A 26,180-nucleotide genomic window follows, 5' to 3' on the forward strand; every position below is an offset into this window, starting at 1 on the left:
CCGGTTCGTCGAGAACCACACGGCCAATCCCTGACGGGCCGGAACTTGTTGCTCACGCGGTAGGACACCGCATACCGTCAACCCCCGACAGGGCTCGCGCCAGGAATTCACCGGATCAGGTCACAGAGGATGTCACGGGGCGCAGAGCCGGGTGCCTCCGCGATGATCGTGCCGTCCTGCTGGACCGGTCCCGGCCGGGGCGGGGTCCGTATCGCGTCGTTGCTCCCAGCCGTGGCCGGCCGTCGCCTGCCTCGCCGTGCTCGCCGGTGCCCGGCGCCGGATTGCCCTGCCCGGCGCGGTCCGCCGCCGCGGCCGGCACCGGTGCGTTCCCGCCCACGCCACTCACCCCTGTCCCTGTCCCTCCCTCACCAAGGAGACTCGTCCATGCCGGTCCGTAAGTCCTGGAATATTGCCCACCGCTGTGGACACAGCGTGGGATCACGATCTGCCGAACCGCCCGGCGGACAAGCGCGCCGCCTTCGCCCGCCGGCTCGCCGCCAAAGGCGTCGAGGAGCAGCAGGCTGCCGCCGTGTGGGCCCAGCGGTTCCAGATGCCGCCGCTGGACGGCCCCATCAAGGCCCCGGCCTGGGGCGAGTGCTCGCGCCATCAGCTGGTGAGCGCCTGCACCGCGCTGGTCTCCGAAGGTTCTCGGAACGAGTCGCACTGGGCCGAGCCGGGAATGAAGGCCCGCACCGTCACGCGCGCCGGATAGTGGATCGACGAGCGGAATGCCGGGCCCCTGGATCTGCCCGAACTCCTGGATGCGGCCGGTGTCTCGGTCAGTGCTGGGTCCGGGCAAGGAAGGCGCGGTACCAGGCGAGGGTGTCGTCCAGGGTCGTGTCGAAGGCGATCGGCTTGGTGCCGAAGGTTTCCTGGATCGCCGTGGAGTCCATCACCTGCGGTTCGGTGTGCTGGTAGAACAGCTCGGCGTAGGAGTCCATGAACACCTCGTCGAACGGCCCGTAGGGGCGCGGCTCGCTCATGATGGTGATCTTCAGGGGCCGCCCGGCCTTCCGCTCGATCTGCTGGAAGATCTCGCGGGTGGTCCGGGTGGGGGCGGTGGGCAGGTGCCAGACGCGGCCGTCGCCGTCGGGACGTTCCCCCAGGGTGGCCAGGCCGGCGGCGACGTTGCGGATGTCGGTGTAGCTGTGGGGCAGGTCGATGTCGCCCAGGCCCAGCACCTCGGTTCCGGTCAGGGCGCCGGGGAAGACGGCGCCGCCCAGGGTGGAGTTGAGCACGCCGGGGCCGACGAAGTCCGCCGAGCGGCCGAGCACGACACGGGCCCGGCCGTCACGGTGTGCGGCCAGGTACTTCTCGTCGAGGGCGGCCCGCATCCTGCCCTTGGCACCGGTCGCGTTCCACGGGGTGTCCTCGGTCATGACCTGACCGTGTGTTTCGCCGTAGGGGTAGAGGGTGTCAAGGACGACGAGGCGTGCCCCGGTGGCCTCCACGGCGCCGAGGATCGCGTCCTGGATGCCGGGCATCACCTCGACCTGCAGGTGATAGGCGACATTCACACAGTGGTAGACGACACCGGCGCCCTCGATCGCCGTCAGTGCTCCCTCGATGGTGCTCACATCGCCCCTGCGACGCTCGACTCCGTCGATGGGCTCCCCGGTGCCCGAGCGGTCGACGAGACGGACTCGGTGGCCACGGCGGGCGAGTTCGGTGGCCACGGCGGTGCCCGCGGGGCCCGCGCCCAGGACGACGTGGAAATCTGCGGCGTTCATGAGGATGTCCTCCAGTTCGTCGGACGGGCTGTCATCCGCGCGAGACGGCCCGTTCGTTACGATGAATCACGTCTGTTAGAGACTATAACTCTCTCGGGTGCGGTCCGGGCAAGGCCTACGGAGTGCTCCGGACCCGGGACGCCGAACAGCGCAGGAGGAACGTCGTGGCCGCCGCAGCATCCGGCCCCCGGGATCGCCACCGGGAGCAGACCCGCGCCCAGATCAAGGAGATCGCCCTGGCACAGCTGGCCGAGGGCGGAGGCTCCGCCGTGGCCCTCACACGCATCGCCAAGGAGATCGGGCTGTCCGGCCCGGCCCTGACGACATCACCGGCGCGATCCGGCACGCGGCCGCCGACCTGCCCGACAGTCCCACCGCCGCTCTGCACCGCCTGGCCGATGCCTGCCTGGACTGGGCCACTGCCGAACCCCACCGTTACCTGCTGATCCAGGGCAACCCGGTCCCCGGCTACGCCGCCCCACCCGACACGGTGCGCCGCGCCCGTGCCGGCATGGGCCCCTTCGTGAAGGTGTTCGCCACCGGCCGGCCCACCGATGCCGTCCAGTCGGTCGTCGACGAAATGACCGTCTGGCTACGCCAGGACGAAACGGCCGCCGACTGGCTGCGCGAATACGCCGGCCTCACCCCCGGCGACCCGAACGCGGGCTGCGCCCTTGCCGGCCCAGTGCTCGCCTGGTCCCATCTGCACGGCATCGTGCACCTGGAAGTGTCCGGCCAGTACACGGGCATGGGCCACCACGCCCGAACACTCCTGAGGGCCCAGATGAACACGCTGGCCGGCGCCTTTCGCCTCTCCTGATCCATCTCCGCCCCGACACCGGTCGCATGCAGCGGGCCGGCGAAGGCCACGTTCCGTGACTCATGTCCACAGGCGGGGACGTATCAGCGATCTGTGGGGCGACGCCATGACGGTCGTCACCCCCCCTCCTGGCGCACCCCGACCGACGAGGACGGCTGGGGGCTGTCGGCCGGCGGCTGGCCGATGACCAGCACCGCCCCCCTCCCCCGAATCCGGTTCTGTCAACACTGGCGCGAGCGCGGCGTCCTCGCCCGCATCCATGGTGAGCTCCACCAGAGAGTCTGTCCCCATGACGGGCTCACTCCCCGCACGGGCGCACGGGCCCGGAGACCTCGTGGAGCAGGCAGTTGAGCAGGGTGTGGCTGACGATGTCGCCGGCGTGCACCGGCGGGCCGGGGGCGGTGGTCATGCCGGCCGCCCTGAATCGATGGGGAGCAGGTAGTTGGGCCCGTCGACGTAGTACTTGTTGATGTCCACAGCGCCCGAGCGGTCCTTGCTGAACAGCGTTCCGGCGGTGACCATCGCCTTGATCGGCAGCCGGGGTGCCTCGAGCACCCGGGCGCGCAGCACCGCGGCCGGTCCCGCGGGAAGCCGGTCGACGGCTTCGGTGAGCCGGTCCCGGAGGAGCCCCAGCCAGGTGTCCAACGGGCCCCGGCCGCGTTCGGCCAGTTCGAAGGCAAGGGCAGCCGCGCACAGGTGAACGGTCACGGTCGTGAACAGGTCGGCCGGCGGGCCGTCGTCGGTGACGAGGACTCGGGGGTCGGTGAAGCCCAGCAGGCCGGCGGCTGCCGCCTCGCCGATCCGTGCGGCAAGGCGCGCAGGGTGCACGCGTGGCCCGTCGTTGTCTTTGAGCAGCAGCCGCATCCGGGGGAGGCCGCCGTGGCCGTCGAGGACGATCGAGGTGTTCTGCTGGTGCGATTCCAGCGCGATGCCATAGGAGAAGAGGGTGGTGTGCCAGTCCAGCAGCAGCCGGAAATAGGCGTCGAGCAGCGCGGCCACCGAGCCCCCGTAGTGGCATTCGGCGAGCACGTCGACGACGGGACGGCCGTCGGGGCAGGTGGCCAGCAGGGCGGCGACCGGCACCACATGGGCGTCGCCGAGCCCGGACGGGTAGCGGCGGACGAGCGCTGCGAGCAGTTCGTGGCCCGCGCCGAGGTGGGTGCGTTCGTCGGTGAGCAGCACGGCGTCGGCGAAGCGGGGCTCGCGGGCCGCGATCTCCGCCACCAGTCGCTGCCCGCACTCGCCGTTGGGCAGGACACCGGGTTTGATGGTGCGCCGGTTGAGTCGTCCCAAGGTGGACGTGGCCAGGGGAAGTTTGATGTGGACGCCGGGGTCGTCGGCAACGGCGACGGTCCGCATGGACAGCGTGGGGACCACGGCCGGCCACGTCGTCTCGGCGAGCCGCGCGCGGCCGCCGAGGCCGGCGGCGGTGACGGCCTCGGCGAGGGGGCCCTCGGCGGTGAGCGGGTGGACGGGCAGCGCCAGGTACCCGTCGCCGGACCGGGCCGGGTCGAGGGAGGCGGGGGTCGGCCACCAGCGCGGAAGCCGGGCCCGCCGTCCGAGAGCCAGCGCGTCACGCGGCAGAACGAGCCAGCGCAGGCCGAATACTGGCCGGAATTCCGGTGCGTATGCGAGGAGTTGACGTTCGCCGAGACCGTTGCGTACCCGACCGGTGGGGTAGACCGGATGGTCCCGGAAGGCGGCCAGCGCCTCGAATGCGAGGGAACCCCGTACCCCCGTCCACTCTTCCGCGGGCCCGTGCTCCTCGGCCAGTCTCGCGACCACGCGCGACCGCTCCCGCCACTGCAACCGGGCCGTGGCCACGGCCTGGTCGCATTCGGCGCGGAAGGCGTCGAAACCCGGCAGATCCCGCTCGGCCACGGCCTCGCGCAGCCGGTCGAGTACGGCGCCGAGGCCGGGGACCGGGCGAACCCGGATCTCGCACTGGAAGCCGTCGGGGCGTACGGGGACGTCCGCCTCGGGAAGGACGAGCCAGTCGCCGTCGGGCCGTCGCTCGACGACCGCCCCGGGGCGCAGGCCATACGGGTCTTCCCGCAGCAGGGCGCCGAGGGCCCGGGCGAGGATCTCGTCCTCCTCCGCCGTCACACGATCTCCCAGCGGTGGGCGGCGAGGAACGCTGCCACGACACGTCCGATCCGGTCCTGGTCGGGTCCGGTGGCCCGTATGACGCCGAGGTGGTCGCGGTCGGAGTGGTGAAGGGGGTGCTCCTCGCCGATCTTGCGCTGCGGCCGGTAGACCAGCCGCACCCCGTCCCGGTCCCACTCCACGGGCCCCGGTGCGGACGTGAGGGCTCCGGCGCGCTCGGCGTGCACGGTCTCGATACGGAGCAGCCCTCCCGCTCTCCGCGCGCCGAGGTCGGCCGGGAGCGGGTGGCCGAGGTGGGTGCCGAGGATGTGCTCGAACAAGGGGATGCCGAGCGCCTCGGCGAGACCGAGGTCGGACTGGTCGCCGGCGGAGCGGTAGTTGACTTCGATCACGCGGACCCGCTCGCCCTGGATCACGAACTCGGTGTGGCAGGCGCCGAACCCGACGCCGAGGGCCTCGAGCCGTGCGACGACCTGCTTCACGTGCGTCCGGGGCGGCGCGGGCACCAGATCGGCGCGTTGCAGGACGAAGTGCGGTGGCACGACACCCACTTCATGGAAGGAACCGAGGACGTGCAGGACGCGTCCGTCCCCCAGGGTCTCCAGGGTGCGCAGCGGCCCCCGCAGGTAATCCTCGACGACCAAGGGCAGGCCGGGCCGCCGGGACCACACGTCCCGGCAGTGGCGGAGCAGTTCCGCCCGGTCCTCGACCAGCTCGGCGTCCTCACTGGCCACCCCTTCGCGGGGTTTGACCACACAAGGGAAGGGCGGCCGGACGTCCTCCGCGTCCCCGGGCCGGGTCAACTCCGCGCTCCATACGGTCTCCAGCCCCGCCTCGGCGAGGGCCCGCCGCATCTGCGCCTTGTTCTTGGTGAGCAGCGCGGCCCGCCAGCCCTTGCCCGGCAGGCCGAACCAGTCGGCGGCGAGCGCCGCTTGCACCTGGAGGTGGTCACTGTTGGTGAACACGGCCTCCGGCCGGCGGTCGAGCGCCGCGATGCGGGCGATCACCTCCCGGAAGTCGCGAACCTCACAGGGGACGATGTCGATCCGGGGCCACGCGTCCCCGCCGCGCCCCTCGTAAGCCCGTCGGTGCGCTTCGGGCGCGTCGGTGAGCAGCGTGACGTCGAGCCCCAGCCGGGCGGCGGCGGGGAGGTACCCCTCGGTGACGGAGTCGGTCGGGGGCAGCGCCAGCAAATACAGCACGAGGGAACTGTAGGACTGGCACCGGTCACGTCAATCCCTCTACGTGGTGGAGTAGTTGGCCTGACGCACCCTTCGCGCCGACCCGGCCCCTTCGCCCCGTAACCTCCGCCGCATCGCACCGTTAGGCGCACAGTATGAGGAGCAGATCATTCAGCTCCGGAACCCGCCTTTCAAGGAGACCCCATGTCCGTACGGTCCTGGTTCGGCGCCGCGGTCCTCGCCGCCGCCACGGTCCTGTCCTGCACGCAAGCCGCCTCGGCCCACGGGGAGCACGGCTCCCGCGAACCGCATGCGACGCGCCTGTCCACCCAGAACGCGAACGCCAACCTCTTCCCGCCCTCCATCGGCGCGAGGGCCTTTCTGTACGACGCCGAGACCGGCAAGCCGCTCAGGGGTAAGCGTGTGGAGTTCACAACCCCCGACGGCAGCGAGATCTGCCGCGCCGTCACCGGCGGCGATGGCGAAGCCGCGTGCATCGGACCCCTCCGCCTGGGCACGGCGAGCGCCGGCACTCTGACCAACGGCTACGTCGCCACCTTCCGAGGCGACGAGCAGTACGGGGCGTCGCACGCGTTCGGCACGGTGGGCCTGCTGGTCCGCCCCTGAGACGCCTTCCCGCATTCCCGCCTTCCCGGAGGGAGCACGCTCTGTCCTGACGAGGGGCCTCTGACGTCCCCCACCAGCGGAAGCGGTTGCAGGGCAAGCGGGTTGGCGTCCGCGTCGCCCGCCAAGGCGTCGACTCCGGCGAACGGTCAATACGGCACCGTTTGGTGATCAGCGGACATCGCAAGGCCGGCGAGGAGTATCCTCTCTACCGCTTCGACTGCGACCATCTCAGTGTCCTCCCGGCCACCGGGACCAACGTGCATCGCATCGAACGTGCCGTGGCCGCCTTCCTCGCCGCCCAGCGTTGGGAGATCACATGACCTCATCCTGACGTATGTCTGGTCCGATCTACCCGGTGGTGACAAGGGACCGAAAGGCCGGAAGGAGCCCGTTGATGGACACACCGGTTGCGGTCGCGGGGCCCTCCGTGTGGCAGGGCGCGACGCTGAAGGAGCGGGACTGGCTGGTTCCGGTGCATCCTCTGCTGCCTGGGGGCGCCACGGGTGACGCGCCCCCGGGCCAGGAGGGTGGCGATCCCGCGGCCCGGGCCGCGCAGTGCCTGAACCGCGGTCCCGGGCTGGCGGTGGTACGCGGCCTCGGCCTTGACGCGTTGACCGATGAAGAGTGCGTCGCGGCGTGCCGGCGGTTCATGGCACCGCTGGGCGACGTACGCCCTGCGAACCCGGACCACCCGGGCGACAACCTGGTGACGGCCGCGACCTCCGCCCCCGTGCCCCCGGCACGCGCGCACCACCCCGGGGAAGACCTCGCCCTGCACACCGACCGGGCGAAATTCCCCGGACCTCCACGGCTGCTGGGCATGCTGTGCATCCGGCCGGCGCGCCACGGCGGCGAATCGGTGCTGGTGAGCGGCCACGCCGTGCACAACGTACTGCTCAGGTCCCGACCGGATGTCCTGCCTGACCTCTACCAGGACTTCCACTTCGGCCGCGGGCCGGACTTCGAACACATCTACCCCGTCTTCCGGCGCGGCGCCGGCCGCCTGCACGTGCAGTACAACCGGTACTGGATCACGCGTGGCCAGCAGGAGCACGGAAACCCGCTGTCCGCCGCCCAGGTTGCCGCTCTGAACGCCTTTGACGAGGTCCTGGCGGACCCTCGCATGGCCCTGCGCGTGCGGCTCCGCCGCGGTGACCTGCTGCTGGTGGACAACATGGCCATCCTGCACGGCAGGACTTCATTCGCCGACCCGCCCCCACCGCACCCCGGCCGCTGCCTGGTGCGGGTATGGGCCGACTGACCTTGCCTTCAACCGCCGGCGTCGCCATGCGTCTCGAACCAAGCCGCTTCACCTGGACGCTCGCCGGACGTTGAGGCGGCCTTCGCCCACGGCAGCCGAATCGCGACTTCGGTGTTCGGGGCGACCTTGTGGGCGATCGCCGACTGGATCCGGCGGCGTGGCAGTTCACTGTGCACGACCCGAGAGGTTCCCGGCGGTGACGTGCTCGCGACTCCGCTGGACGGCGAGCGCACCGATGCGCGGTCAAGCGCGCGGCCTCGGGCGTGGGTGGGATCGCCGAAGTCGTCGCCGCTACGACTGCCGTGCGCAGTCACGCAGGTGCCTGATGAGCACATCGAGCAGGGGGTGGTTCGGGATGCGAAGGACACTCGTCCTGACCAGCGTCCGCCGGCTCCCTGCGGCCTTGATGATCAGATCGCCGCCTTTGTACGTCACGTCCCCGGTCTGCGTCCACGGTACGGACACCCCCAGGGCTGTCACGGCGTCGCGGCTCACCGCCAGGCCGCCGAACTCCAGCGTCCGTCCCTGTTCGAGGGCGGCGAGCGACCCGGGCAGCTGAGCCTCGGTGACGGCCCGGAGGATCGCCGGGCCCCATTCCTCGACGTCCGCGATGCCGCCGCCCTCCGTCATGCCGCCTCTGATCCTGACGGTCCGGCCACCGGGATCGGTCAGCACGTAGATCCACGTCCGGCCGTAGTACAGGCTGTTGCGGGTGGGATTGCGAATCTGTTCCAGGACGGACACCGTGTCCCAGCGATGCACGTGCAGGGAAGTACCGGGCCCGGTGAAGACCAGGCCATGTGCGAACAGATCGAGCCGCACACCGGCGTTCCGCTGGTCGGTACGCACCGCGATCAGCCACCCCAGGGCGCAGACCGCCGCGAAGGGGGCGGTGAAGGCCGTGAGGATCCATACCGTCGTGTTCACGAAAACCACCGACAGGGCCAGGCAGACGAAGGCACCTATGCCTACCCGCCGCTGCTTTCCCGGCGGGTAGGACGTCAACGGCCAGTACACCGCGCGATGCTCCCCCAGCCCCGCGCTCTCGGCCTCCAGCCGAATCCGTTCCCAAGCATCGGAATTACCGACGAACCGATCGGTCACGCTGCCCCCCCCCTGGGCAGAAATCACTCGCCAATACTCGCGGAAGCTACCACGAGAGGCCGACACGCCATCAGCCTCCTGACGTCACCCTCACACGGCCGCGATCCGGCCCATCACATCGGATCGCAGGAAAGCGTAGTCTCGCTCTGTTCGGCAATTGGTCTTCGGTCTGATCAGCAGCGCCACCGTCACCCGGCAGCGGAACACCCTGACCGGCGAAGCGATGCGCGTCACCGGCCCCAGCGTGTGCCGGCGAGCCGGCTTGCGCGCGGCAGGCGGAAGCGACGGGCACGTGCTGAAGAAATGCGAGGCGGGTGCGGCCTGGCGCCCTGGCCCGCGACGCATCGGTGTCCGGCAGCGTCGTCCACAGCGGCACGAGTGCGACGGCTACGGCCGGTGGAAGGATCAGCGCAGCCGCAACGACGTGGCAGGACGGACACGCCGGAAGCCGGAACGGGGCCCGGCCCGGCTACTGCGACCACCGTGGCGCATCGTCAGAATCGCTCGGGGAATTTCACGGCGAGCACGAGATAGCCGACCAGTGCGGCGGCGACGATCAACCCGACGACATGTCCTGCGGTCATGACATCTCTCCCACCAGCAGTGCTTCACCGCACGGTTCTCATCGCTCCGGGCCCGAGCCGAAGCCGCCATGGTGGCCATGGAAGCTCCCCTCCGCAGGACGTGCCAGAGGCATTGACGGTTTTCCTACGCACGGGTGACGCGCCCTTGGCCCATCCGGTCCGCCGTGCACAGGACACCCGGGCGAGCGGCTGATCAAAGCCGCAGCCCCAGGGATCCCTGCGGGCGGAGCCGTGCCCTGCAGCGAACCGGATCAGTCCGGACGCCGGACCGGCAGGAATGTCAGTTGCCCGGATCGCCGGCGGAGTCCGGTGCGGCGGGCAGGGAGATGACCATGGTGAGTCCGCCTCCGGGGGTGTCCTCGGGGGTGAGCGTCCCGCCCATGGCTTCGGTGAGGCCGCGGGAGAGGGCGAGTCCAAGTCCGAGACCGGTGGTGTTGTCGGTGTCACCGAGGCGTTGGAAGGGCAGGAACGCACGTTCCTTGTCGGCTGGTTGAATCCCCGGGCCACGGTCGATGACCCGTACTTCCACGTACGGGGCCAGGGTGCTGGCACTGACGATCACCGGGTGCCCGGGAGGCGCGTTGCGTACCGCATTGGCCACGAGGTTGGCGATGACGCGTTCCAGCAGCGGCGGGTCCGCGAGCACCTGAGGAGTGCTTTCCAGGTCCTGGGTGATCACAGGGACCGTCGGTTCGGGCAGGGTGTCGAGCGCGAGTGGCAGCACTTCGGCGAGCGCTGTGGGCTCCAAGCGGAGGGTGAGCGCGCCCGCCTGAAGCCTGCTCATGTCGAGCAGGTTGTCCACGAGGCGGCTGAGCTTGGCAAGGGACTCCTCCGCCGTGGCGAGGAGCGCGTCGCGGTCCTCCTGCGAGAACTCGACGTCCCGGCTGCGCAGTGAGCTGACGGCGGCCCAGCAGCCGGCCAGTGGTGTGCGGAGGTCGTGGCTGACGGCGGCGAGGAGCGCCGTGCGCATCCGGTCGGCGGCCTTGACCGGTTCGACCTCGGCCGCGACCTCGGCCAGCCGGGCGCGCTCGACAGCGGCGGTGAGATGGGCGGCGAAGGCCGTGAGCACCCGGTGCTCGGAGGCGGGCAGTCGGCGGCCGCGCAGCACCAGCACACTGTCCGAGCCGATCGGGACCCTGGTCTCGTGGGCCGCGTCCGTCTCGCCGTCGGCCATTGCCCTGCGCCCCGTTTCACTTTTGCCGTGGGAAAGTTCGACGCTCTCCATCCCGAACGTTTCCCGGGTGCGTTCCAGCAGCGCGGGCACGGCCCTGTCACCGCGCAAGATGCTGCTCGCGAGTGCCGAGAGGGTCTCTGCCTCCGCCGCCGCGCCGGCGGCGCGGCGGCCCAGCCGCAAAGAGCGGTCCACGACAGCGGCCACCGTGACGGCCACGGTCACGAAAACGATCAGTGCGAGGACGTTGTCGGCGTCGTCGATGGTGAACCGGTCGGTGGGCGGGATGAAGTAGTAATTCATCAGCAGGGAGGCCGTCACCGCGGCGAGCAGCGCGGAGACGACGCCGCCGATGCAGGCGACTCCCGATGCGGTCAGCAGGAAGAGCAGGGTGTCGCTGGTGAGGTTGAGGTCGACGCGCCCGGAGAGGCCGCGCATCAGCACCGTCAGAAGCACGGGCAGAGTGAGACCGGCTACGGGACCTGCCACGCGGCGGGTGAGTGGCAGGCGGTTGGGAGGGTTGGCCGGCACGCGCCTCCGCTTGGCGCGTTCGTGGGTGACCATGTGCACGTCGATGTCGCCGGAGAGCTCGACGATGGTCTCGCCCGCGCCGCGTACGGTCAGCGAGCCGAGCAGCCAGCCGCGGACACGGGTTCCGATGACCAGCTGGGTGGCGTTCTCGGCACGAGCGAACTCCATCAGTGCAGTGGGCACATGGTCCCCGACGACGGAGTGGAAGGTGCCGCCGAGGCTCTCCACCAGCTGTCGCTGCCTGGCCAGGGCTACGGGTGAGGCATCGGCCAGGCCGTCGCTCCGGGCAATGTGGACGGCCAGCAGGTCACCGCCGGAGGAACGGGCCGCGATGCGGGCGCCACGGCGGATGAGGGCCTCGCTCTCGGGGCCGCCGGTGATGGCGACCACGACGCGTTCACGGGTTTCCCAGACGCTGCCGATCCCGTGCTCGTACCGGTAGCTCTGCAGAGCCTCGTCGACCCTGCCCGCCACCCACAGCAGGGCCAGCTCCCGCAGCGCCGTGAGGTTGCCGATCCGGAAGTAGCGCGAGAGGGCCGCGTCGACCTTCTCGGGCGGGTAGATGTTGCCGTGTGCCATGCGCCGCCGCAGGCCTTCGGGTGACATGTCGACGAATTCGATCTCATGGGCCTTGCGCACGAATTCGTCGGGCACGGTCTCACGCTGCTGGACCCCCGTGATCTTCTCGACGACGTCGTTGAGGGACTCCAGGTGCTGGATGTTTACGGTGGTGACCACATCGATCCCGGCCGCGAGCATTTCCTCGATGTCCTGCCAGCGCTTGGCGTTGCGGCCACCGGGGACATTGGTGTGCGCGAGCTCGTCGACGAGCACGACCTCGGGGCGACGCGTCAGCACCGCGTCGAGATCGAGCTCGGTGAGTTCCATGCCCCGGTAGGTGCGTGTCGTGCGGGGCATGGTGTCGAGTCCTTCGAGCAGCGCGTCGGTGCGCGGGCGGTCGTGGCTCTCGGCGAAGGCCACCACCACTTCTTTGCCCCGGGCCGTGCGCCGCTGTCCTTCGTCGAGCATCCGGTAGGTCTTGCCGACCCCGGGTGCCGCCCCGAGGAACACCTTGAGCCTTCCCGGACGCCTGCCCGGACGCGTGCCCGGACCACCGGTCGAAGCACTGTGCTGCGCCATGGTTCGGTCCTTCTCCACGAGACGGCACGCTGCCCGGGACACGAGCCTGAGCTCGGGCGGCCGGGCGGTGTCATGGGGATGTCGTCCTGTCAGGGTGGTCAAGGAGCGGTGGAGCCCGGACAAAAGTGGCGCCGAGGGGCCCGGATCCGCCATGTAGGAACACCCGTCGAGTAGGGAAACGTGAGGACAAGTCCGCCCGGCCCCGGCGGGGGAGCCTGAGGTGTACGGGCTTCGTAGCAAAGCGCGAACAGCCCGGTCGACAGGGGTTCTTTATGGATTCCTGACGCATCACCCCATTACTTTGACGCTCCTTTTATGGCATCCGATGCCTTGTTCTGGTGCCGGAACCCGACCGGGCTGTCCTACTGGGACAATTCCTCAGTCCGTGAGGCCGAGTTCCTCCAGGTCCAGCGACCGTTGGATGCGGCGTCTGGTGGTGTCACTGATCTCATGGGTCTCGTAGAGGCGTAGCAGTTCTTCGGACTCGACACCGATCAGAGTGCGCCGCATGGCCCGGTGGTCGGCGATGGCGAAGCGCAGGCCTGCGGTATCGTCCACGCCCGCTTCGCCTTCGACACCGAGGCGATTCTCAAGGTCGCGGCGCAACTGGTCGGCCACGGCCGTGGGGACCGCCTCGAGATCGATGAGCTTGTCGAGATGGAGCAGAGCCGCATGGGCCAGGCTGCAGCGAGCGCGGGCCTCTTCGCGTGCGGTGTGCTCAGGCTCCAGGGCGATGCCGGACCTGCGGACCAGGGGGGCCAGGGTGAATCCCTGAACGACGAGAGTGAGCGCGACGACACCGGTCGTGAGGGTGAGGACCAGTGAGCGGTGCGGCAGCGACTCGCCACCGCTCGTCACCAGCGGAATGGACAGCGCGGCCGCCAGCGGCATGACTCCCCGGGTGCCGGCCCAGGAGGCCACCGCCGGGATTCGCCAGGAGATCCTGCCCTCGCCGCGCCGGTGCTGCATCACTGCCGAGAGGGGGAAGATCCACAGCACCCGTACCGCGATGACGGTGGCGGCCACCGCGAGGACGCCGAGCGGCCAGCCTCGCTCGTCCGGTGCGAGTGCACGGACCAGGGACGGCAACTCCAGTCCTATGAGAGCGAAGACGACGTTCTCCAGCAGGAACACCACGGTGGCGTACACGGCGTGCACCTGCAGTCGTATCGGGGCGCTGGCCAGCTTGTGGCCGGTGCTTCCGAGAAGCACGCCCGCGAGGACGACCGCCGTCACCCCGGAAGTCTTCAGGTCTTCGGCCAGTACGTACGCCGCGTACGGGGTGACCAAGGCGATCACGGCCTCCAGCACCGGGTCCTCGGTCCGCTTCCGTATCAGCACCACCATGCCGGCGACGGCCGCGCCGACAAGTGCCCCTCCGCCGCCCAGCACCACGAACTTCCCCACCGCGCCCGGAGGAGAGACCGCGCCGCTGATCACCGCTGACCCCACCGCCACCTTGAACAGCACCAGGCTCGTAGCGTCGTTGAACAGACTCTCCGCCTGCACCATGACCTGCACCCGTGGCGGCAGGGCCAGACGACGGCCCAAGGCGGTCACCGCTACCGGGTCGGTGCTGGCGAGCACCGCGCCGAGCACGAAGGCCATGGACCCGGTAAGCGGAGTCGTCAGTGCGGCCACGGTGCACACCACCGCCGCCGAGGCCAGCACCAGGCCGAAGACGAGGACAGTGACAGGTCGCCACACCTCGCGGAGGTCCCGCCAGGAGATCTCCTCCGCGGAGGCGTACAACAGGGGCGGCAACACCAGCACACTGATCACTTCGGGCTCGACGCGGACATCCGGCATCCACGGCAGCACCCCTACCGCGACTCCCGCGACGACCAGCAGTGAAGGAGCCGGGATGCGCCAGTGCCGCGCCCCGGTGGCCACCGCGGTTGCCAGCGCCACGAGGAAGAGCACAGCAGCCAGGCCGGTCATGTGGTCGTTCCCCCGAGTGTGTGCCGAGGCGCGGCTGAGGAAGCCTCGCCGCCGACCAGTCTTCCCGGCACTCCACTGGGGAACTTACCCGACGCTGACGAAATCTTGCCACGCTCCGGACATGACACGTGTCGTCACCGAGGACGGAACCCGTATCCTGCCTGCCGCAGTTCACGGTGAACGGGAGCCCACTCCGTAGACGTACGAAGCGGACGTTGCGAAGCCGTTCCCCCGGGTCCGCAACGTCCTGCGACCAGCGTCAGGTGGTCAGTTGCAGGCCTTCTTACCGTGGTTGGCGTTCTTCTTGCGACGGGCTCGCTTCTTGCGAGCACGCTTCGACATCGGTCTTCCTTCTTTGGGGTTCAGGGGTTCAGGGGTTCAGGGGTTTTCGGGACAGAAGTCAGGCGCTCGCGGCGACCAGGTGGTCGGCGAGCTTGCAAAGCAGCCGGACCGTGCGGTCCTCCAGCGCCACCGGCGCGGCAGGGGCGGGGGCGGTACGGTCGTAATACGCACCGGACTCCACCTCGGTCGCCGGGTCGCACAGGCGCACCACGCAAGCGGCGCCGTCGGCCGCGGAGTCGCCCTCATGGGCGTAGAGCGGGAGCAGGGCGGTGTCGCACACACCGGGGTGCACGCTGACGGACGTCCACGGGGCGCTCTCCCTGGAGAAGATCGTCAGGGCGAGCTGGGACTGGGCATAGGCGGCCAGGCGGGAGTAGCGGCGCGCGGCGGGGGTAGTGATCCACTCCGGGATGCGGGCAAGGCGACGGCACCCCGCCACAAGGCGAGGCCGACCCGCGCCGCTTCGGGCAGGCCGGGGCGCTGGCCGTGTTCGCGTCCCTCGTGGTCAACGTCGTCACCATCTGAGGGGCGGTGGTCACGGTTTACCCGTGCAGGGCCGATGCGGGCGTCCTCCGGGCGCGATGGGAGGTGGGCCAGCGCGGGTGCCGGACGTCGATGACGTAGGCGTGGGCGTGGTGCCAGCCGTTCGGGTGCTGGTGGGCGTCGGCGAGGTGGGGATCGTCGGCAGGCAGGCCGGTGTGGACGTGGCCGAGGCTGACCGGATCACGGGACGGCCACAGGAACAGGGCCACGGCGGCCGAGGCCAGACCGATCGCGGTGAGGACGGCGGCGGCCGTCGTCATGCCCGCCCCGGCTGCCAGCCAGCCGGCCAGGGGGTAGGTGAGCAGCCAGCAGCCGTGGGAGAGGGAGAACTGGGCGGCGAAGGCGGCCGGCAGGTCCGCGGGCGCGGCGGAGCGCCGGATCAGCCGTCCGGCGGGGGTGAGGACGGCGGACGTTGCGGCGCCCAGCAGGGCCCAGGCGGTCAGCAGCGCGGGCCACGACCAGGGTGTTGCGGCGAACACGCCGAGTACGCCGACGAGCGTGAACGCGGCGGGGAGCATCACCGCGCGATCGGTCAGTCGCTCAAGGAGCTTCGGCAGCATCAGTGCCGCGGCCATGGACCCGGCCCCGTAGGCCCCCAGCGCGAGGGAGACGTCACCGGCCCCGCGGTGCAGCTGGTCGCGGACGAGGACCACGGTGTTGACGAAGACCATGGCACCGGCGGCGGCCACCACGAGGTCGAGGGCGAGCAGGGCCCGCAACCGGGGCGTGGCCCAGTACAGGCGGGTGCCGAAGGTCGCCTTGGCGTAGATGCCGCCGGTGCGTTCGACCGGGGCAGGTTTGGGCAGGACGGCGGAGACGACGAGGGCGGCGGAGGCGAGGAAGCCCACGACCGTGCCGGCGAACAGCCAGTTGTACGTGACCAGCGTCAGCAGTCCGGCTGCGAGTGCCGGGCTGAAGAGGCTCTCCAGGTCGTAGGCGAGCCGGGACAGCGACAGGGCCTGGGTGTAGTCACGCTCGTCGGGCAGGACTTCGGGGATGGTGGCCTGGAACGTCGGAGTGAAGGCGGCCGACGCCGACTGGAGCAGGAAGATCAGGACGTAGACCTGCCACACGCTGTCCACGAACGGCAGGACGAGTGCGACGCCGGCCCGGGTGAGGTCCATCCCCACCAGCAGGGCCCTGCGCGGTATTCGGTCCGCGAACGCGCTGATCACCGGCGCGATGCCCACGTACGCGACCATCTTGATCGCCAGCGCCGTGCCGAGCACGGCGGAGGCGCCGCCGCCCGCCAGGTCGTACGCCAGCAGGCTCAGCGCGACCGTTGCCAGACCGGTGCCGGCCAGGGCGATGACCTGGGCGGTGAACAGACGGCGGTAGGTGCGGTCGCGCAGCACGGCGAGCATGGGGACTCCTCGGTCGGCGAACCCGGGCACCTTCCACCATAGACAACGTGTGCATACATGCGCACACGTCGATCGAACGTCATTCGGGAAAGATGCGGTCAGGCGTGCCAGGGCTCACCGGTGACCTGGTGGTCCGCGTGACTGAGAGCCTCGACGACGAGACGACGCAGATGCCCGTCACGCAGGGAGTACACCATCCGCCGCCCGTCCTTACGGGCCTCCACCAGGCCCGCAAGCCGCAGCTTCGCCAGGTGCTGGCTCACGGCCGGGCGAGGAGCCTCGCTCATTGAGGCCAAGGCGGTCACGTCCGCCTCGTTCTTGGCCAGCAGCCACAGCAGATGCAGCCGCGTCGGGTCGGCCAGCAGCGCGAACACGGTCGCGGCGGTGGCCAGCTGCTCCCTGCCCGGGGTCCGCTGATGCGAATGGGGAGCAACTGGAGTTTGTTCGCGTTCCGGCATGCCCTCATCGTAGAAGCCGCCCGCGTCGGCCGGTCGCCTCCGGTTGTACGGGGTTGGCGCCGGCCGCGGGCCAAGGGTCACGCTGCCGGCGGCAGTGGCCGGCACACGCATGGATGCGAACGGCCGGCAGGCTGGAGACGGGCGCCCTTCGGTAGGTGAGAGGTCAGCGGTGCGAGGTCCGGCGCGCCAGGACGCTAGTGACCCGCCGGGCGGTGAACTCGGTCCCGGCGACGAAACGCAGCATCGGCCCGAAGGTGGGCGCGGCGAGCGAGCCGGTGAAGAACAGACCCCGGACGCGGGACTCGAACGCGCCGGACAGGCGGGGAGCCTTCGAACCGGGCACCCGGGCCACAGCGCGCCGCATTTCCGGTGCGAGGAAGGCCAGGACGTCCACGTCGAGCCGGTACCCGGTGGCCGCCAGTACGTGATCGACCACGAGCTCGGCCGGGCCGGCGCCCGCCCCCTCCAAGCACAGCCTCACCCCGGCCGGCTCCAAGCGCGCCTGCCGGATGCGGCAGGAAGTACGGACGGGCACGACGCCCTCGACGCGGTCGCGCAGCCACCACCCGCCGGACGGGCCCAGCGCACGGCGGAACAGCAGCATCCGCGCGGACGCCGGGAGGTGCCGCACAGCGCCCGGTGCGCGGCACACCGCGGCCAGGGGCCAGCCGGTCCCCAGCGGCGACGCCGGTGCGGCCAGCCGCTCGCTCCATGGCCGCCGCAACTGCGGGCGCTCTCCCCAGCGCACCCGGGCAGCGCGCACCAGGACCTCGACGCGGGCGCCGGCCTCGTGCAGCAAAGCGCCGCTCTCCAGCGCCGACTGCCCGCCTCCCACCACCGCGACGCGGCGCCCGGCGTACCGGGACAGGTCGGTGTGCTGGCTCGTGTGGGACAGCGGCGCCTGCGGCCCCGGTCCCGCGGGTGCCAGATGGCGCAGCCGGTGCGGGATGTGCGCGAGCGTGCCAAGGCCGGTGGCCACGACCACGGCCGCGGCCTCGACTTCCTTGCCGTCTTCCAGCCGGACCGTGAAACCGCTCCCGGCCCGCTGCACCATGCTCACCCGGGCCGGGTCGACGGGCCCGGCATGCTGCCGGGCGAACCACATCCCGTAGTTCACGAACGTCGTGCACGGGATCGGTGTCAGTTCGGTCAGCTCCTCCAGGCCCGTCACACGGCAGAAATCCTTCAGCCGGGCGCCCTGAACCGGGGCGGCCAGATCCGTGGCCGCGGGCGTCGACTTCAGGAACATCCCCGTGGCCATCGCGTGCCGCCAGCTGTCCATGATCTCGCCGAAGACCCGCACCGGCACCCCGGCCGCCCGCAGATGCGCGGCCACCGACAGACCGTACGGACCGGCCCCGATCACCACCACCGGCCCACTTGCTGCCCCGGAACCCGGCCCGCCCACGGCACGGCGCTGCCCGGAAAGCGACTGCGTCATTCATTCCCCCCACGGCCACGGCAGCGGCCCGCCCCGGCGAACGCGGTCCAATGACAGTACGCAGGCCCCCAGCCGCGCGCACCGTCCTCTCCCACGCCAGTTTGCCCTCTGCCGGGCTTCCGGCGCACAGATTTGGAGCAAGCCGGACAGGTCGCAAATACCGTCCACGGACGTTCAGCCGGTCAAGGACAAGGAGAGGTGCTCAAGGCCAGGCCAGGGCCTCACGATCCGGTGCCGGGCAGTGTCGGTTTGTTCTTGGGTTTATGCTGCTCTCCGGTCAGAGGGCGGGGCGGGAACGGGGTCGGGGTCGGGGTCGGGGTCGCCGAAAACGCCTTGATCCGCAACGCAGTTGTTGTACCCGTTTCCATCCGCTGAGAGTGTCCCACGGCGCCCGTGCCGCCGCGGAGTTCGGAGTTCCGGCAGTGCTTTTCGAGATCACCCGCAGCGGACTCGCCGGCATCTTCGGCGAGGACCGGATCGCGACCCTGCCCGCCACCGCCTTCCCACCCGCCGCCGCGGACACCGAGGGCGCCCGCCTCCTGCAGACCATCGGCGTCCCCACCGGGACGCTCCTGCTGCGTCAGCCCGACGAGCACGACGGTCTGCTGCCCCTCGTCCAGGACGTCGTCCACATCGAGGACTTCGAGGACGCCGCGGCGGGCGCGGAGGGCGCGGGTACCTGGCCCGTCATCGGCTGGCTGCTCAACGCGCACCTCGCCCTCGACCCCGTATCCGGCAAGGTGCACGCCTTCGACCCCGGCGAGGGGACCGTGCAGGAACTCCACACGGACCTCTCCTCCCTCGTCCAGGTCACCCTCCGGTTCCAGCGCCTGCTCGAAGAGTTCACCTTCAGCGGAGACGAGAGCGACGAGAGCGACGAAGAGGCCGGCTTCGAGCGCCTGGGCGGTGAGGTCGATCGCATCCGCGAGGAGACGAGCAGCATCGACCCGCTCCCCTTCCAGGACGACGAGACCGTCTGGTCGGTGGTGGGCGACGAGATCGCCATGGGCCAGCGTTTCAAGAGCAACAGCCCGGGAGCCCGCTCGCTCTACAAAACCGCATAAATCGACCCCAAAGGAAACGACACGGTGCGTGTCCCCGAGTCCCGACGAGGCACGCCGCAGGGCGGTGCAGACGCGCAGTCCCCATTCCCGCCGTCGCGGGGCGAGGGCGGGGCGTCTTCCCGTCGTAACCGCCTGGTCCGGAAGAAGGGAGTGTGCGGGCCGCCACGCCCGCCGGACCGTTCGGCTGTCCACCCGGAAAGTTCCGGGGAGCCAGTCCTGCGCGCCCTGGCTACCATGCGGATCTATCGGCTCGTTCAATCATCCCAAGGAGGAGTCTGAAGCGCGCCCCGGCTTCCGCGCCCGGTACCGCGTTCCTGTAGTCCAACACCAACTACCTGATCCTCGGCATGCTCGTCGAGAAGACCGCAGGGACGGCGGTGCACGAGGCCGTCACGAACCGGATCATCAGGCCGCTCGGCCTGTCCCGGACCGTTTTCCCGGCCCCCGGTGATCGCTCCCTGCCCGCCTCGCCCGTACGCGGTTACCACGGCGTGCGGATCGGCGGGTTCTCCTTCTGGTCCCGGGTCCTCGACTACGACCCGTCCGTCCGTCTTCAGCAGCGCCGAAGCGGTGATCTCGACGTAGGAGGACCTCACGAAGTTCTACCAGGCGCTGATCGGCGGCAAGGTCGTCTGTCCCGGCCGCCCTGACCGAGACGGAGAAGACCGCGGGAGCCGAGTTCGAGGGAGCCGGGTACGGGTCCGGGCTGATCAGGCGCGACCTGCCCTGCGGCGGCTCGGTCTGGGGCCGCAACGGCATGGTGCCCGGCTACTGCACCCGGACGATGGTCACCGCGGACGGCCGCCACGTGTCCGTGGTGGCCAACACCCAGAGTGGAACGTCTTCACGAGCAGACCTGGACTCTCAGCCAGATGCGACGGTCACCTGAAGGCCCGTCGGTGCGACCGTCGGCGCTACCGCCGGCCTGGCCGTATGCAGTTTCCAGTCGTATACGGTTCCCGTCCGCACCTGGCCCCCCGCCAAGCCCCGCACCAGAAACCAGTCCTACACAGGAGTCATCACATGTTACGAGTGATACGCACCCTCGGCCTCGCCGTCCTCGCGGCGGCCATATCCATCGGCACGGTTCCGTCCGCGAGCGCGGACTCCCGTACAGACACACGCACCCCCATCGGCGGTGGCACCGGGATCGTCTTCCGGATGAGTCCGAGTCCGGAGGCACCCACCAGCCTGTACATCTGCACCCTCACCGCGGTCGGCCGCGACAACGCCGGCAATCTGGTGGGGCTGACCAATGCACACTGCTTCATCGACGACAAGGGCAACAAGCTCGTCGGGGACAAGGTCTACCGGGACGCCTCGCCCGCGGGAACAGCACAGGCCCCGGCGCCGATTCCCAACACCCGCCCCGACCTGGAGACCGGTCCCATCGGCACGGTGACGTACGTCAGCACGCCCAACAACCTTCTCAACAACGGTCCCAAGGGCCTCGACTACGCGGTGATCCTGCTGGACGAGACCAGAGTCGCTCCCACCAGCACCGTCGGCGACGTGACCATCTCATCGATCGGAGCCCCGCCCGCCAACGGGGTCCGCATGTGCAAGCAAGGCCACCGCACCGGCCTCACCTGTGGCATCAAGCTCGGCACCCACAACATGTGGTTCACCCACCTCATCTGGACCAATGGCGGCGACTCCGGTTCCCCGGTCGTCGTCGGGCAGACGCTGGTCGGCAACGCTTGGGGCGCCCAGCACAGCTCGCCCATCCTGAGCATCATCGACGAGATGAACGCCAACGGTGGAGTCGGCGCCGGCTTCCACCTCGCGTACTGAACGACTGTCCGCTCCGCCGCCCGCGGGAGCCCCGGGCGGCGGTGTACGCCGGGCGGAGCGCCGCGCCCGGGTGGGTGCCTGGGAGCCGCTCCTACGGTCCGTCTCCAAAGGATCGCCGGAGTGGTCCCTGATGACTGAGTGCGCCGTCATGCATGCGGTGGGCACCGCCCCGGCGGGCTCCGCCGTCAGGATCGCCACCGGACGAACGGACGCGGCGGTCGCCCTGCGCTGACACCCGGCAGGGCGATAGCCGCGAGGGGTTCCTCGCATCGGCCTGCTGCGTGATCGTCTGCCGATGCGTCCGCATGGCGAGCCGCCTCCTGCGCGACCCGCGCCCCGCGCCCCCTTCGACGACGGTCGGGCTCAGGGGGGTGTGAGGGTGTCGAGTTGTGCGGCGAGGTCGGGGTGGGTGGTGGTCAGGTGGGGGCGGGTGGCGTTGAGGGGGTGAATGAGGTCGGCGGGGTTGTCGTGGGCGAGGGCCGCGTGGAGTCGGCTGAGCGGGAGGCGGGCTGCCTCCGGCAGGTCGGTGAGGGCGGTGATCTGGCCGGCGATGCGGCGCAGGTCGGCTGCGTTGCGGCGGGCCCAGGTGGCGGTGGTGCGTTCGGCGGCGCGGCGTTCGCGGGTGGCTTGGACGCGTTGTTCGCCGGTGGTTCCGGCGGGTCCGGGACGGCCCCGCAGGTAGCGGCGTTCGGCGGCCTGGCGGCTGGCGACGCCGAGGGGGTGTGCGAGGTCGGCCCAGCTGGCGCCCGCGTCGCGGGCCGTTTCGATCAGGCCGGTCTCCCATCCGGCGAGCCGTTCGCGGACCTGCCGCAGCAGCAGGAGGGAGGCCAGGGCCTGCTCCGGACCGATCTCGTGAGCCTCGGGAGTGGGTGCGTCGTGCCGGGCGGCGCACAGGGCCTCGTCTATGGCCTTAAGGGCTGCCGCGGCGGCGAGGAACGATGCCGGGCTGTTCGTGCCGGCGCTGAGTGAGGCCGGCTGGTCGGCCGGGGTCATGGGCACCTCCCTTGGGATGTCATCCACTGGACGACGGCATGTTTGTCATCCACTGGATGACATGTTACAACGGATTCAGTGAGGCGCATTGGCAGCAACTGCCCGAACCTTCTGGAGGTGTTTTCCGATGTTGATGCGCACTGACCCCTTCCGTGAGCTGGACCGGCTGGCCCAGCAGCTGATGGGCCCGGGCACCTGGTCCCGTCCGTCGGCGATGCCGATGGACGCCTACCGCGAGGGCGACGAGTACGTGGTGGCCTTCGACCTCCCCGGCGTCAGCGCCGAAGCGATCGACATCGACGTCGAGCGGAACATGCTCACGGTCAAGGCCGAGCGCCGGCCGGTGGCGAAGGGCGACGACGTGCAGATGGAGCTGTCGGAGCGGCCGCTGGGCGTCTTCTCCCGCCAGATCGTGCTCGCCGACACCCTCGACACCGAGCACATCAAGGCCGACTACGACGCGGGCGTGCTCACCCTGCGCATCCCGATCGCCGAGCGCGCCAAGCCCCGCAAGATCTCCATCGGCGCCGGGTCCGGCCACAAGGAGATCTCCGGCTGAGCCGGACAGCCGAGGGCTGAACAGCGGCGGAGGACGGGTAACTGATCTACCCCCTTGCCCGCCCTCCGCGCCTTCGTGGACCGAGGAAGGGTGGCGGCCGAGATGACGGTGCGATGGGAAGCGTTCCTCGACCGTGTGAAGGAACGCGGCGCATACGACACCCTGCAGGAAGCCGAGCGCGCGGCCCGCGTGGTGCTCGCCCTGCTGGGAGCACACCTGGTCGGCGAGGTACGCGCCCAGCTGGCGGCGCGTCTGCCGGAGGACTTCGCCCTGATCCTGCTCAACCCGCTCCAGAGCGCCGAGCCGCTCTCCCCGGAGCGGTTCGTGCGGGCGACCGCAGCCTGGATCGAGGGCGCCACCGAACAGACCGCGGCCTGGGACGTCAGCGCCGTCCTCAGCACGGTCGCCGACGCCGTCGACGGCGACCTGCTGGGGCAGATCCTGCTCCAGCTCCCCGCGGGCTACGACCTCCTCTTCGGCCGCCCCCAGCCCACCTGAGGGGACTTGTCGGGTCCCGCAATTCCCGGTGACCGCACACCGGCACCATCAACCCTGGCGACAGAAAGGCAACCACCGCAGTGATGTCCGACCGGCGCCCACCGCTCCAGCACCCCGTCCACGGGAGGGCGTACGAGCAGATGCTGGAGAAGGTCCGCTACGACGGCGCCTATCCCACCCGCGAGAAGGCCGAGGAAGCCGTCCGCCTGGTCCTCGCAGGACTGGGACGCCAGCTGACCGGCGACGAACGCGTCGAACTGGCCGCCCGCCTCCCCCTCGACGCCGCGCGCATCCTCACCGCTCAGATCCCCGACACCCAGCCGCTGACCGGCTGGGCCTTCGTCAAAGACCTCGCCGCCCGCACCGGCGCCTCCCTGGCCACCACCCGCTGGGACACCGGATCCGTCCTCTCCGCCGTCGCGGCCTGCGCCGGCCCCGACCTGATCACCCGCATCCTCCAACAGCTCCCCTCCGGCTACGCCCTGCTGTTCGGCCGCGCCGAACTCACCCCCGCCGCATAGCCGGGCCGGGAATCCACAACCGCCCGGGCGGCGGCCTGCGATGTGCCGGCCGGGACGCTCAGACATCGCTCGTGCGTGCAGGCAAGCGGGCAGGCATGTCGAACGGCCCCGGCCGGGACGGCGAGCGGTACACCTGCCCCTCCCGTGCCGGCACCGCGACCAACGCCGCCGGTTGCGGAGGACCCTGACGCCGGGTTCAGCCGCGGCCGAGCGCCCGCTTCAGCTCGGCCTTGTTCATCTGCGAGCGCCCCTCGATGTTCTTCTGCTTCGCCTCGTTGTACAGCTGCTCCTTGGTGGGGCCCTGCGCACCGGAGTGCGAGCGCTGCCCGCCGCGCCGGGACGAGGACATGTCCTGCACCGACGAGCGGCTGGCGGTCTTGGACTCGCCCGCACGGGCCCGCTCCTTGTTGACGGTACGGGCAGCGATCTCCTTCGCTCGCTTCGTGCTCTCGCCGCGCTCCTGCGCGCTCTCCTTGATGTGCTCGTACTGGCGCTCACGCTTGGGACTCGAACCTCGGGGCATCAGGGCTCTCCTCTACCGGGGCGGATCCATCGCTCACCGCTCACTGTGACACCTGCCCACCCGGGCCGCAGGCAGGGCGGGCAGGTGCCTCCCACGGCGCTGCGCCGCGTGGCGGCCCTTCCGGCCCGAGCGGACAATGGCGGCGAGAGCACACGGAGGCAGCCATGCGGGTGACCAACCTCAGCGACGAGCCGGCCGAGTACGTCCGCGCCCGGGAGGAACTGCGGCAGGCCGAGATCGAGCTGATGCGTCACCGCGAACGCGTGGCCGAGCAGCGCCGCCGGCTGCCGCCCGGCCCGGTCGTCGACGACTACGTCTTCGAGGAGGGTCCTGCCGACCTGCGGGCCGGTGACACACCGGTGACGACCATCCGGCTGAGCGAACTGTTCACAGGGCCCGGCCGTGACCTGGTCGTCTACCACTTCATGTTCGGCAAGCGGCAGACCACGGCGTGCCCCATGTGCACGATGTGGATCGACGGGGTGAACGGCGTGGCTCGCCACATCGCGCAGAACGTCGACTTCGCGATCGTCGCCGCCGCCGACCTGCCCACGCTCCGCGCGTACGCGCGGAAGCGGCAATGGACGAACCTCCGCCTGCTGAGCGCCGGGGCCGGGACCTTCAAGTACGACCTCGGGAGCGAGGACGCCGAGGGCAACCAGGACTCGACGGTCTCGGTGTTCACCCGCGACGGCGAAGGCAAGGTGCGCCACTTCTACTCCGCGCACCCCCGGATGGCCGACGACATCGACCAGCGCGGCATCGACCTGATGAGCCCGGTGTGGCACGTCCTCGACCTCACCACCCGCGGCCGGGGCGAGTGGTTCGCCGGGCTCGACTACTGAGCCGCACCCGTTCGCGCCCTGCTGTCATCCGACGGTGGCAGCCACGTTTCGGGCGCGCGGGCGGCGGTGACCGGTGGGAAGCCCGTCCTTCGAGCGAGGCCCGCGGGCCGTGAGCCGCGGTGAGGGCCGGGTCCCGCATCCGGCTACAGCAGAGAAGACGTGCGCAGGACCCGGGCGGAGGGGGTGCACAAGGTGCGCCACGGGCCATAATATCCGTTTCCGTATGCCGAGTTGGGCGATTCGCCAGAGTTTCCGGGGCCTGGGATGTGCTGGATCGGCAGCATCAGTGGTTCGCCCGATCTTCTGCAGGAGTCCCGATCATGCACGTCACGCCCGCTCGTGCCGCTGAGACCCGTGACGAGCACATCACCGAACTCCGAACCGTGCTGCAGCGTGCGGTCACCCTGCTGCAGTTCTCCGCCGGACGGGAGGCGGCCACCGATCCGGAGTGAGCAGCCGTGCTGATCGCAGCCGCTGACAACATGAAGGGCATCCTGGCCCGCACCGCCCCTGAGTGACGGGCCCCTCGGAGGGCTCAGCGTCCTCGGCCTCCCCGGCCCAGCCGGACTGGGCTGCTCGGCGGACCGGAAGGTCCGGGCGTGTGAGGCCTGGTGGGCCCGAGCTCGGGCCCACCAGGCCTCACGCGTGGTCCGTCTCCTTCGGCGGCGTCGTCTGCGGCCTGCGGTTCGGGCCGCTCGCCTTCTTCCAGGCCCACCTGATGGCGGTGACGATGCCGGTGGCGGCGAGGGTCGCGAGGAGCGGGGGCAGGGCTGTGTGCACGAGGTCGCCCGCCGACGACCAGCCCGCCGCGGGACGGACGTCGGTCTGCGGCGGTGCCGCGGCGGTGGCCTCGGCGGGGAAAACGACGGCTTCGGCGGCCAGGACTGCCAGCAGGACCACGTGTGCGGGCCGGGCACAGTAGCGCATGTAGCGCATGCGGTGGCGGTTTCGGCCGGACTCGCGCCCGCGCAGGCGCGTCTTCTTAGCCTGGTACATGACACCCTCTCGCTGGGTGGGGCCGGGCCGCTGGTCCTTGCTT

At 70.5% G+C, this 26,180-nt stretch carries 28 protein-coding genes and 1 pseudogene; 13 read left to right on the forward strand and 16 right to left on the reverse strand.

The genetic code is table 11. The features are described from left to right. Positions 1-421: 421 nt before the first annotated feature. Positions 422-712, forward strand: a complete 291-nt coding sequence (locus tag ACOTKD_RS12470) for a hypothetical protein (RefSeq protein ID WP_424888967.1) — start codon at positions 422-424, stop codon at positions 710-712. Between the two features lie 67 nt (positions 713-779). Here the strand turns inward: ACOTKD_RS12470 and ACOTKD_RS12475 are convergent, their stop codons facing one another. Further along, positions 780-1,730 (reverse strand): NAD-dependent epimerase/dehydratase family protein, encoded by a 951-nt coding sequence (locus tag ACOTKD_RS12475; protein WP_424888968.1) that lies wholly within the window; start codon positions 1,728-1,730, stop codon positions 780-782. Between the two features lie 97 nt (positions 1,731-1,827). On the opposite strand from ACOTKD_RS12475, the gene ACOTKD_RS12480 reads away from it, so the two are divergent. Beyond that, complete coding sequence (locus tag ACOTKD_RS12480) at positions 1,828-2,550, forward strand: TetR-like C-terminal domain-containing protein (protein WP_424888969.1); 723 nt, start codon at positions 1,828-1,830, stop codon at positions 2,548-2,550. A 405-nt stretch (positions 2,551-2,955) separates the two neighbouring features. Here the strand turns inward: ACOTKD_RS12480 and ACOTKD_RS12485 are convergent, their stop codons facing one another. Then, positions 2,956-4,656, reverse strand: coding sequence for an IucA/IucC family protein (locus tag ACOTKD_RS12485; protein ID WP_424888970.1), 1,701 nt, complete (start codon positions 4,654-4,656; stop codon positions 2,956-2,958). Beyond that, a complete protein-coding gene (locus tag ACOTKD_RS12490) occupies positions 4,653-5,858 on the reverse strand; it encodes an ATP-grasp domain-containing protein (protein ID WP_424888971.1) in 1,206 nt (401 codons plus the stop codon). Before ACOTKD_RS12490 ends, ACOTKD_RS12485 begins: the two co-directional genes overlap by 4 nt. Before the next feature lie 183 nt (positions 5,859-6,041). On the opposite strand from ACOTKD_RS12490, the gene ACOTKD_RS12495 reads away from it, so the two are divergent. The 3 genes from ACOTKD_RS12495 to ACOTKD_RS12505 all read left to right on the forward strand — a co-directional run bounded on the left by ACOTKD_RS12495 (position 6,042) and on the right by ACOTKD_RS12505 (position 7,725). Beyond that, positions 6,042-6,464, forward strand: a complete 423-nt coding sequence (locus tag ACOTKD_RS12495) for a hypothetical protein (RefSeq protein WP_424888972.1) — start codon at positions 6,042-6,044, stop codon at positions 6,462-6,464. A 164-nt stretch (positions 6,465-6,628) separates the two neighbouring features. Further along, entirely contained in the window at positions 6,629-6,784 is a 156-nt protein-coding gene (locus ACOTKD_RS12500; protein WP_424888973.1) for a hypothetical protein, read from the forward strand. Positions 6,785-6,858: 74 nt separating this feature from the next. Beyond that, positions 6,859-7,725 (forward strand): TauD/TfdA family dioxygenase, encoded by an 867-nt coding sequence (locus ACOTKD_RS12505; RefSeq protein ID WP_424888974.1) that lies wholly within the window; start codon positions 6,859-6,861, stop codon positions 7,723-7,725. A 291-nt stretch (positions 7,726-8,016) separates the two neighbouring features. Here ACOTKD_RS12505 and ACOTKD_RS12510 read toward each other — a convergent pair whose 3' ends face one another. The 10 genes from ACOTKD_RS12510 to ACOTKD_RS12555 form a co-directional block, all read right to left on the reverse strand. After that, positions 8,017-8,829, reverse strand: a complete 813-nt coding sequence (locus ACOTKD_RS12510; RefSeq protein ID WP_424888975.1) for a DUF6585 family protein — start codon at positions 8,827-8,829, stop codon at positions 8,017-8,019. Positions 8,830-8,919: 90 nt separating this feature from the next. Then, complete coding sequence (locus ACOTKD_RS12515) at positions 8,920-9,063, reverse strand: hypothetical protein (RefSeq protein WP_424888976.1); 144 nt, start codon at positions 9,061-9,063, stop codon at positions 8,920-8,922. A gap of 260 nt (positions 9,064-9,323) precedes the next feature. Further along, positions 9,324-9,413 carry a potassium-transporting ATPase subunit F gene (locus tag ACOTKD_RS12520; RefSeq protein WP_424888977.1) on the reverse strand — a complete coding sequence of 30 codons (90 nt, stop codon included), beginning with the start codon at positions 9,411-9,413 and terminating at the stop codon, positions 9,324-9,326. Between the two features lie 280 nt (positions 9,414-9,693). Further along, on the reverse strand, positions 9,694-12,255 hold the full coding sequence (locus ACOTKD_RS12525) for an ATP-binding protein (protein WP_424888978.1): 2,562 nt from the start codon (positions 12,253-12,255) through the stop codon (positions 9,694-9,696). Between the two features lie 378 nt (positions 12,256-12,633). Then, a complete protein-coding gene (locus ACOTKD_RS12530) occupies positions 12,634-14,196 on the reverse strand; it encodes a Na+/H+ antiporter (protein ID WP_424888979.1) in 1,563 nt (520 codons plus the stop codon). Positions 14,197-14,463: 267 nt separating this feature from the next. After that, a complete protein-coding gene (locus ACOTKD_RS12535; RefSeq protein ID WP_424889124.1) occupies positions 14,464-14,538 on the reverse strand; it encodes a 50S ribosomal protein bL37 in 75 nt (24 codons plus the stop codon). 58 nt (positions 14,539-14,596) lie between these two features. After that, on the reverse strand, positions 14,597-14,977 hold the full coding sequence (locus tag ACOTKD_RS12540; protein WP_424888980.1) for a hypothetical protein: 381 nt from the start codon (positions 14,975-14,977) through the stop codon (positions 14,597-14,599). Between the two features lie 103 nt (positions 14,978-15,080). Continuing rightward, on the reverse strand, positions 15,081-16,445 hold the full coding sequence (locus tag ACOTKD_RS12545; protein ID WP_424888981.1) for an MFS transporter: 1,365 nt from the start codon (positions 16,443-16,445) through the stop codon (positions 15,081-15,083). Positions 16,446-16,543: 98 nt separating this feature from the next. Beyond that, the gene (locus ACOTKD_RS12550) at positions 16,544-16,903 is read right to left on the reverse strand and encodes an ArsR/SmtB family transcription factor (RefSeq protein ID WP_424888982.1); all 360 of its coding nucleotides are present in this window, start codon (positions 16,901-16,903) and stop codon (positions 16,544-16,546) included. A gap of 163 nt (positions 16,904-17,066) precedes the next feature. Beyond that, complete coding sequence (locus ACOTKD_RS12555) at positions 17,067-18,344, reverse strand: NAD(P)-binding domain-containing protein (protein ID WP_424888983.1); 1,278 nt, start codon at positions 18,342-18,344, stop codon at positions 17,067-17,069. Between the two features lie 422 nt (positions 18,345-18,766). Here ACOTKD_RS12555 and ACOTKD_RS12560 point away from each other — a divergent pair, with 422 nt between their 5' ends. The 3 genes and pseudogenes from ACOTKD_RS12560 (at position 18,767) to ACOTKD_RS12570 (ending at position 21,202) form a co-directional block, all read left to right on the forward strand. Continuing rightward, positions 18,767-19,408 carry an SUKH-4 family immunity protein gene (locus ACOTKD_RS12560; RefSeq protein ID WP_424888984.1) on the forward strand — a complete coding sequence of 214 codons (642 nt, stop codon included), beginning with the start codon at positions 18,767-18,769 and terminating at the stop codon, positions 19,406-19,408. A 332-nt stretch (positions 19,409-19,740) separates the two neighbouring features. Next, positions 19,741-20,058, forward strand: a pseudogene (locus ACOTKD_RS12565) (hypothetical protein); the annotation flags it as partial. 373 nt (positions 20,059-20,431) lie between these two features. After that, positions 20,432-21,202: a peptidase S1 gene (locus tag ACOTKD_RS12570; protein ID WP_424888985.1), complete on the forward strand. Its 771-nt coding sequence runs from the start codon at positions 20,432-20,434 to the stop codon at positions 21,200-21,202. Between the two features lie 363 nt (positions 21,203-21,565). On the opposite strand, the gene ACOTKD_RS12575 is transcribed toward ACOTKD_RS12570, so the two are convergent. Next, positions 21,566-22,195 (reverse strand): type III effector protein, encoded by a 630-nt coding sequence (locus ACOTKD_RS12575; RefSeq protein ID WP_424888986.1) that lies wholly within the window; start codon positions 22,193-22,195, stop codon positions 21,566-21,568. Positions 22,196-22,322: 127 nt separating this feature from the next. On the opposite strand from ACOTKD_RS12575, the gene ACOTKD_RS12580 reads away from it, so the two are divergent. The 3 genes from ACOTKD_RS12580 (at position 22,323) to ACOTKD_RS12590 (ending at position 23,773) form a co-directional block, all read left to right on the forward strand. Further along, positions 22,323-22,754 (forward strand): Hsp20/alpha crystallin family protein, encoded by a 432-nt coding sequence (locus tag ACOTKD_RS12580; RefSeq protein ID WP_424888987.1) that lies wholly within the window; start codon positions 22,323-22,325, stop codon positions 22,752-22,754. 102 nt (positions 22,755-22,856) lie between these two features. Beyond that, a complete protein-coding gene (locus ACOTKD_RS12585) occupies positions 22,857-23,252 on the forward strand; it encodes a DUF2267 domain-containing protein (protein ID WP_424888988.1) in 396 nt (131 codons plus the stop codon). A gap of 83 nt (positions 23,253-23,335) precedes the next feature. Next, positions 23,336-23,773, forward strand: coding sequence for a DUF2267 domain-containing protein (locus ACOTKD_RS12590; protein WP_424888989.1), 438 nt, complete (start codon positions 23,336-23,338; stop codon positions 23,771-23,773). Positions 23,774-23,969: 196 nt separating this feature from the next. Here ACOTKD_RS12590 and ACOTKD_RS12595 read toward each other — a convergent pair whose 3' ends face one another. Beyond that, the gene (locus ACOTKD_RS12595; RefSeq protein ID WP_424888990.1) at positions 23,970-24,296 is read right to left on the reverse strand and encodes a plasmid stabilization protein; all 327 of its coding nucleotides are present in this window, start codon (positions 24,294-24,296) and stop codon (positions 23,970-23,972) included. 164 nt (positions 24,297-24,460) lie between these two features. Between ACOTKD_RS12595 and ACOTKD_RS12600 the strand changes: the two genes are divergently transcribed. After that, positions 24,461-25,141: a DUF899 family protein gene (locus tag ACOTKD_RS12600; protein ID WP_424888991.1), complete on the forward strand. Its 681-nt coding sequence runs from the start codon at positions 24,461-24,463 to the stop codon at positions 25,139-25,141. A 320-nt stretch (positions 25,142-25,461) separates the two neighbouring features. After that, entirely contained in the window at positions 25,462-25,593 is a 132-nt protein-coding gene (locus ACOTKD_RS12605) for a hypothetical protein (protein ID WP_424888992.1), read from the forward strand. Positions 25,594-25,780: 187 nt separating this feature from the next. Here the strand turns inward: ACOTKD_RS12605 and ACOTKD_RS12610 are convergent, their stop codons facing one another. After that, positions 25,781-26,137 carry a hypothetical protein gene (locus tag ACOTKD_RS12610; protein ID WP_424888993.1) on the reverse strand — a complete coding sequence of 119 codons (357 nt, stop codon included), beginning with the start codon at positions 26,135-26,137 and terminating at the stop codon, positions 25,781-25,783. Positions 26,138-26,180 lie beyond the last annotated feature (43 nt).

The sequence above is a fragment of the Streptomyces sp. XH2 genome, from assembly GCF_049725035.1.
GTDB lineage: Bacteria > Actinomycetota > Actinomycetes > Streptomycetales > Streptomycetaceae > Streptomyces > Streptomyces roseoverticillatus.

What these genes read in the sequence shown, in the direction of transcription:
- ACOTKD_RS12495 (WP_424888972.1), top strand. Translation starts at nt 6,042, where the DNA reads ATGTCCGTACGGTCCTGGTTCGGCGCCGCGGTCCTCGCCGCCGCCACG.
- ACOTKD_RS12610 (WP_424888993.1), bottom strand. Translation starts at nt 26,137, where the DNA reads ATGTACCAGGCTAAGAAGACGCGCCTGCGCGGGCGCGAGTCCGGCCGA.
- ACOTKD_RS12525 (WP_424888978.1), bottom strand. Translation starts at nt 12,255, where the DNA reads ATGGCGCAGCACAGTGCTTCGACCGGTGGTCCGGGCACGCGTCCGGGC.
- ACOTKD_RS12530 (WP_424888979.1), bottom strand. Translation starts at nt 14,196, where the DNA reads ATGACCGGCCTGGCTGCTGTGCTCTTCCTCGTGGCGCTGGCAACCGCG.
- ACOTKD_RS12570 (WP_424888985.1), top strand. Translation starts at nt 20,432, where the DNA reads ATGTTACGAGTGATACGCACCCTCGGCCTCGCCGTCCTCGCGGCGGCC.
- ACOTKD_RS12575 (WP_424888986.1), bottom strand. Translation starts at nt 22,195, where the DNA reads ATGACCCCGGCCGACCAGCCGGCCTCACTCAGCGCCGGCACGAACAGC.
- ACOTKD_RS12600 (WP_424888991.1), top strand. Translation starts at nt 24,461, where the DNA reads ATGCGGGTGACCAACCTCAGCGACGAGCCGGCCGAGTACGTCCGCGCC.
- ACOTKD_RS12585 (WP_424888988.1), top strand. Translation starts at nt 22,857, where the DNA reads ATGACGGTGCGATGGGAAGCGTTCCTCGACCGTGTGAAGGAACGCGGC.
- ACOTKD_RS12545 (WP_424888981.1), bottom strand. Translation starts at nt 16,445, where the DNA reads ATGCTCGCCGTGCTGCGCGACCGCACCTACCGCCGTCTGTTCACCGCC.
- ACOTKD_RS12505 (WP_424888974.1), top strand. Translation starts at nt 6,859, where the DNA reads ATGGACACACCGGTTGCGGTCGCGGGGCCCTCCGTGTGGCAGGGCGCG.
- ACOTKD_RS12580 (WP_424888987.1), top strand. Translation starts at nt 22,323, where the DNA reads ATGTTGATGCGCACTGACCCCTTCCGTGAGCTGGACCGGCTGGCCCAG.
- ACOTKD_RS12550 (WP_424888982.1), bottom strand. Translation starts at nt 16,903, where the DNA reads ATGCCGGAACGCGAACAAACTCCAGTTGCTCCCCATTCGCATCAGCGG.
- ACOTKD_RS12595 (WP_424888990.1), bottom strand. Translation starts at nt 24,296, where the DNA reads ATGCCCCGAGGTTCGAGTCCCAAGCGTGAGCGCCAGTACGAGCACATC.
- ACOTKD_RS12590 (WP_424888989.1), top strand. Translation starts at nt 23,336, where the DNA reads ATGTCCGACCGGCGCCCACCGCTCCAGCACCCCGTCCACGGGAGGGCG.
- ACOTKD_RS12605 (WP_424888992.1), top strand. Translation starts at nt 25,462, where the DNA reads ATGCACGTCACGCCCGCTCGTGCCGCTGAGACCCGTGACGAGCACATC.
- ACOTKD_RS12555 (WP_424888983.1), bottom strand. Translation starts at nt 18,344, where the DNA reads ATGACGCAGTCGCTTTCCGGGCAGCGCCGTGCCGTGGGCGGGCCGGGT.
- ACOTKD_RS12475 (WP_424888968.1), bottom strand. Translation starts at nt 1,730, where the DNA reads ATGAACGCCGCAGATTTCCACGTCGTCCTGGGCGCGGGCCCCGCGGGC.
- ACOTKD_RS12520 (WP_424888977.1), bottom strand. Translation starts at nt 9,413, where the DNA reads ATGACCGCAGGACATGTCGTCGGGTTGATCGTCGCCGCCGCACTGGTC.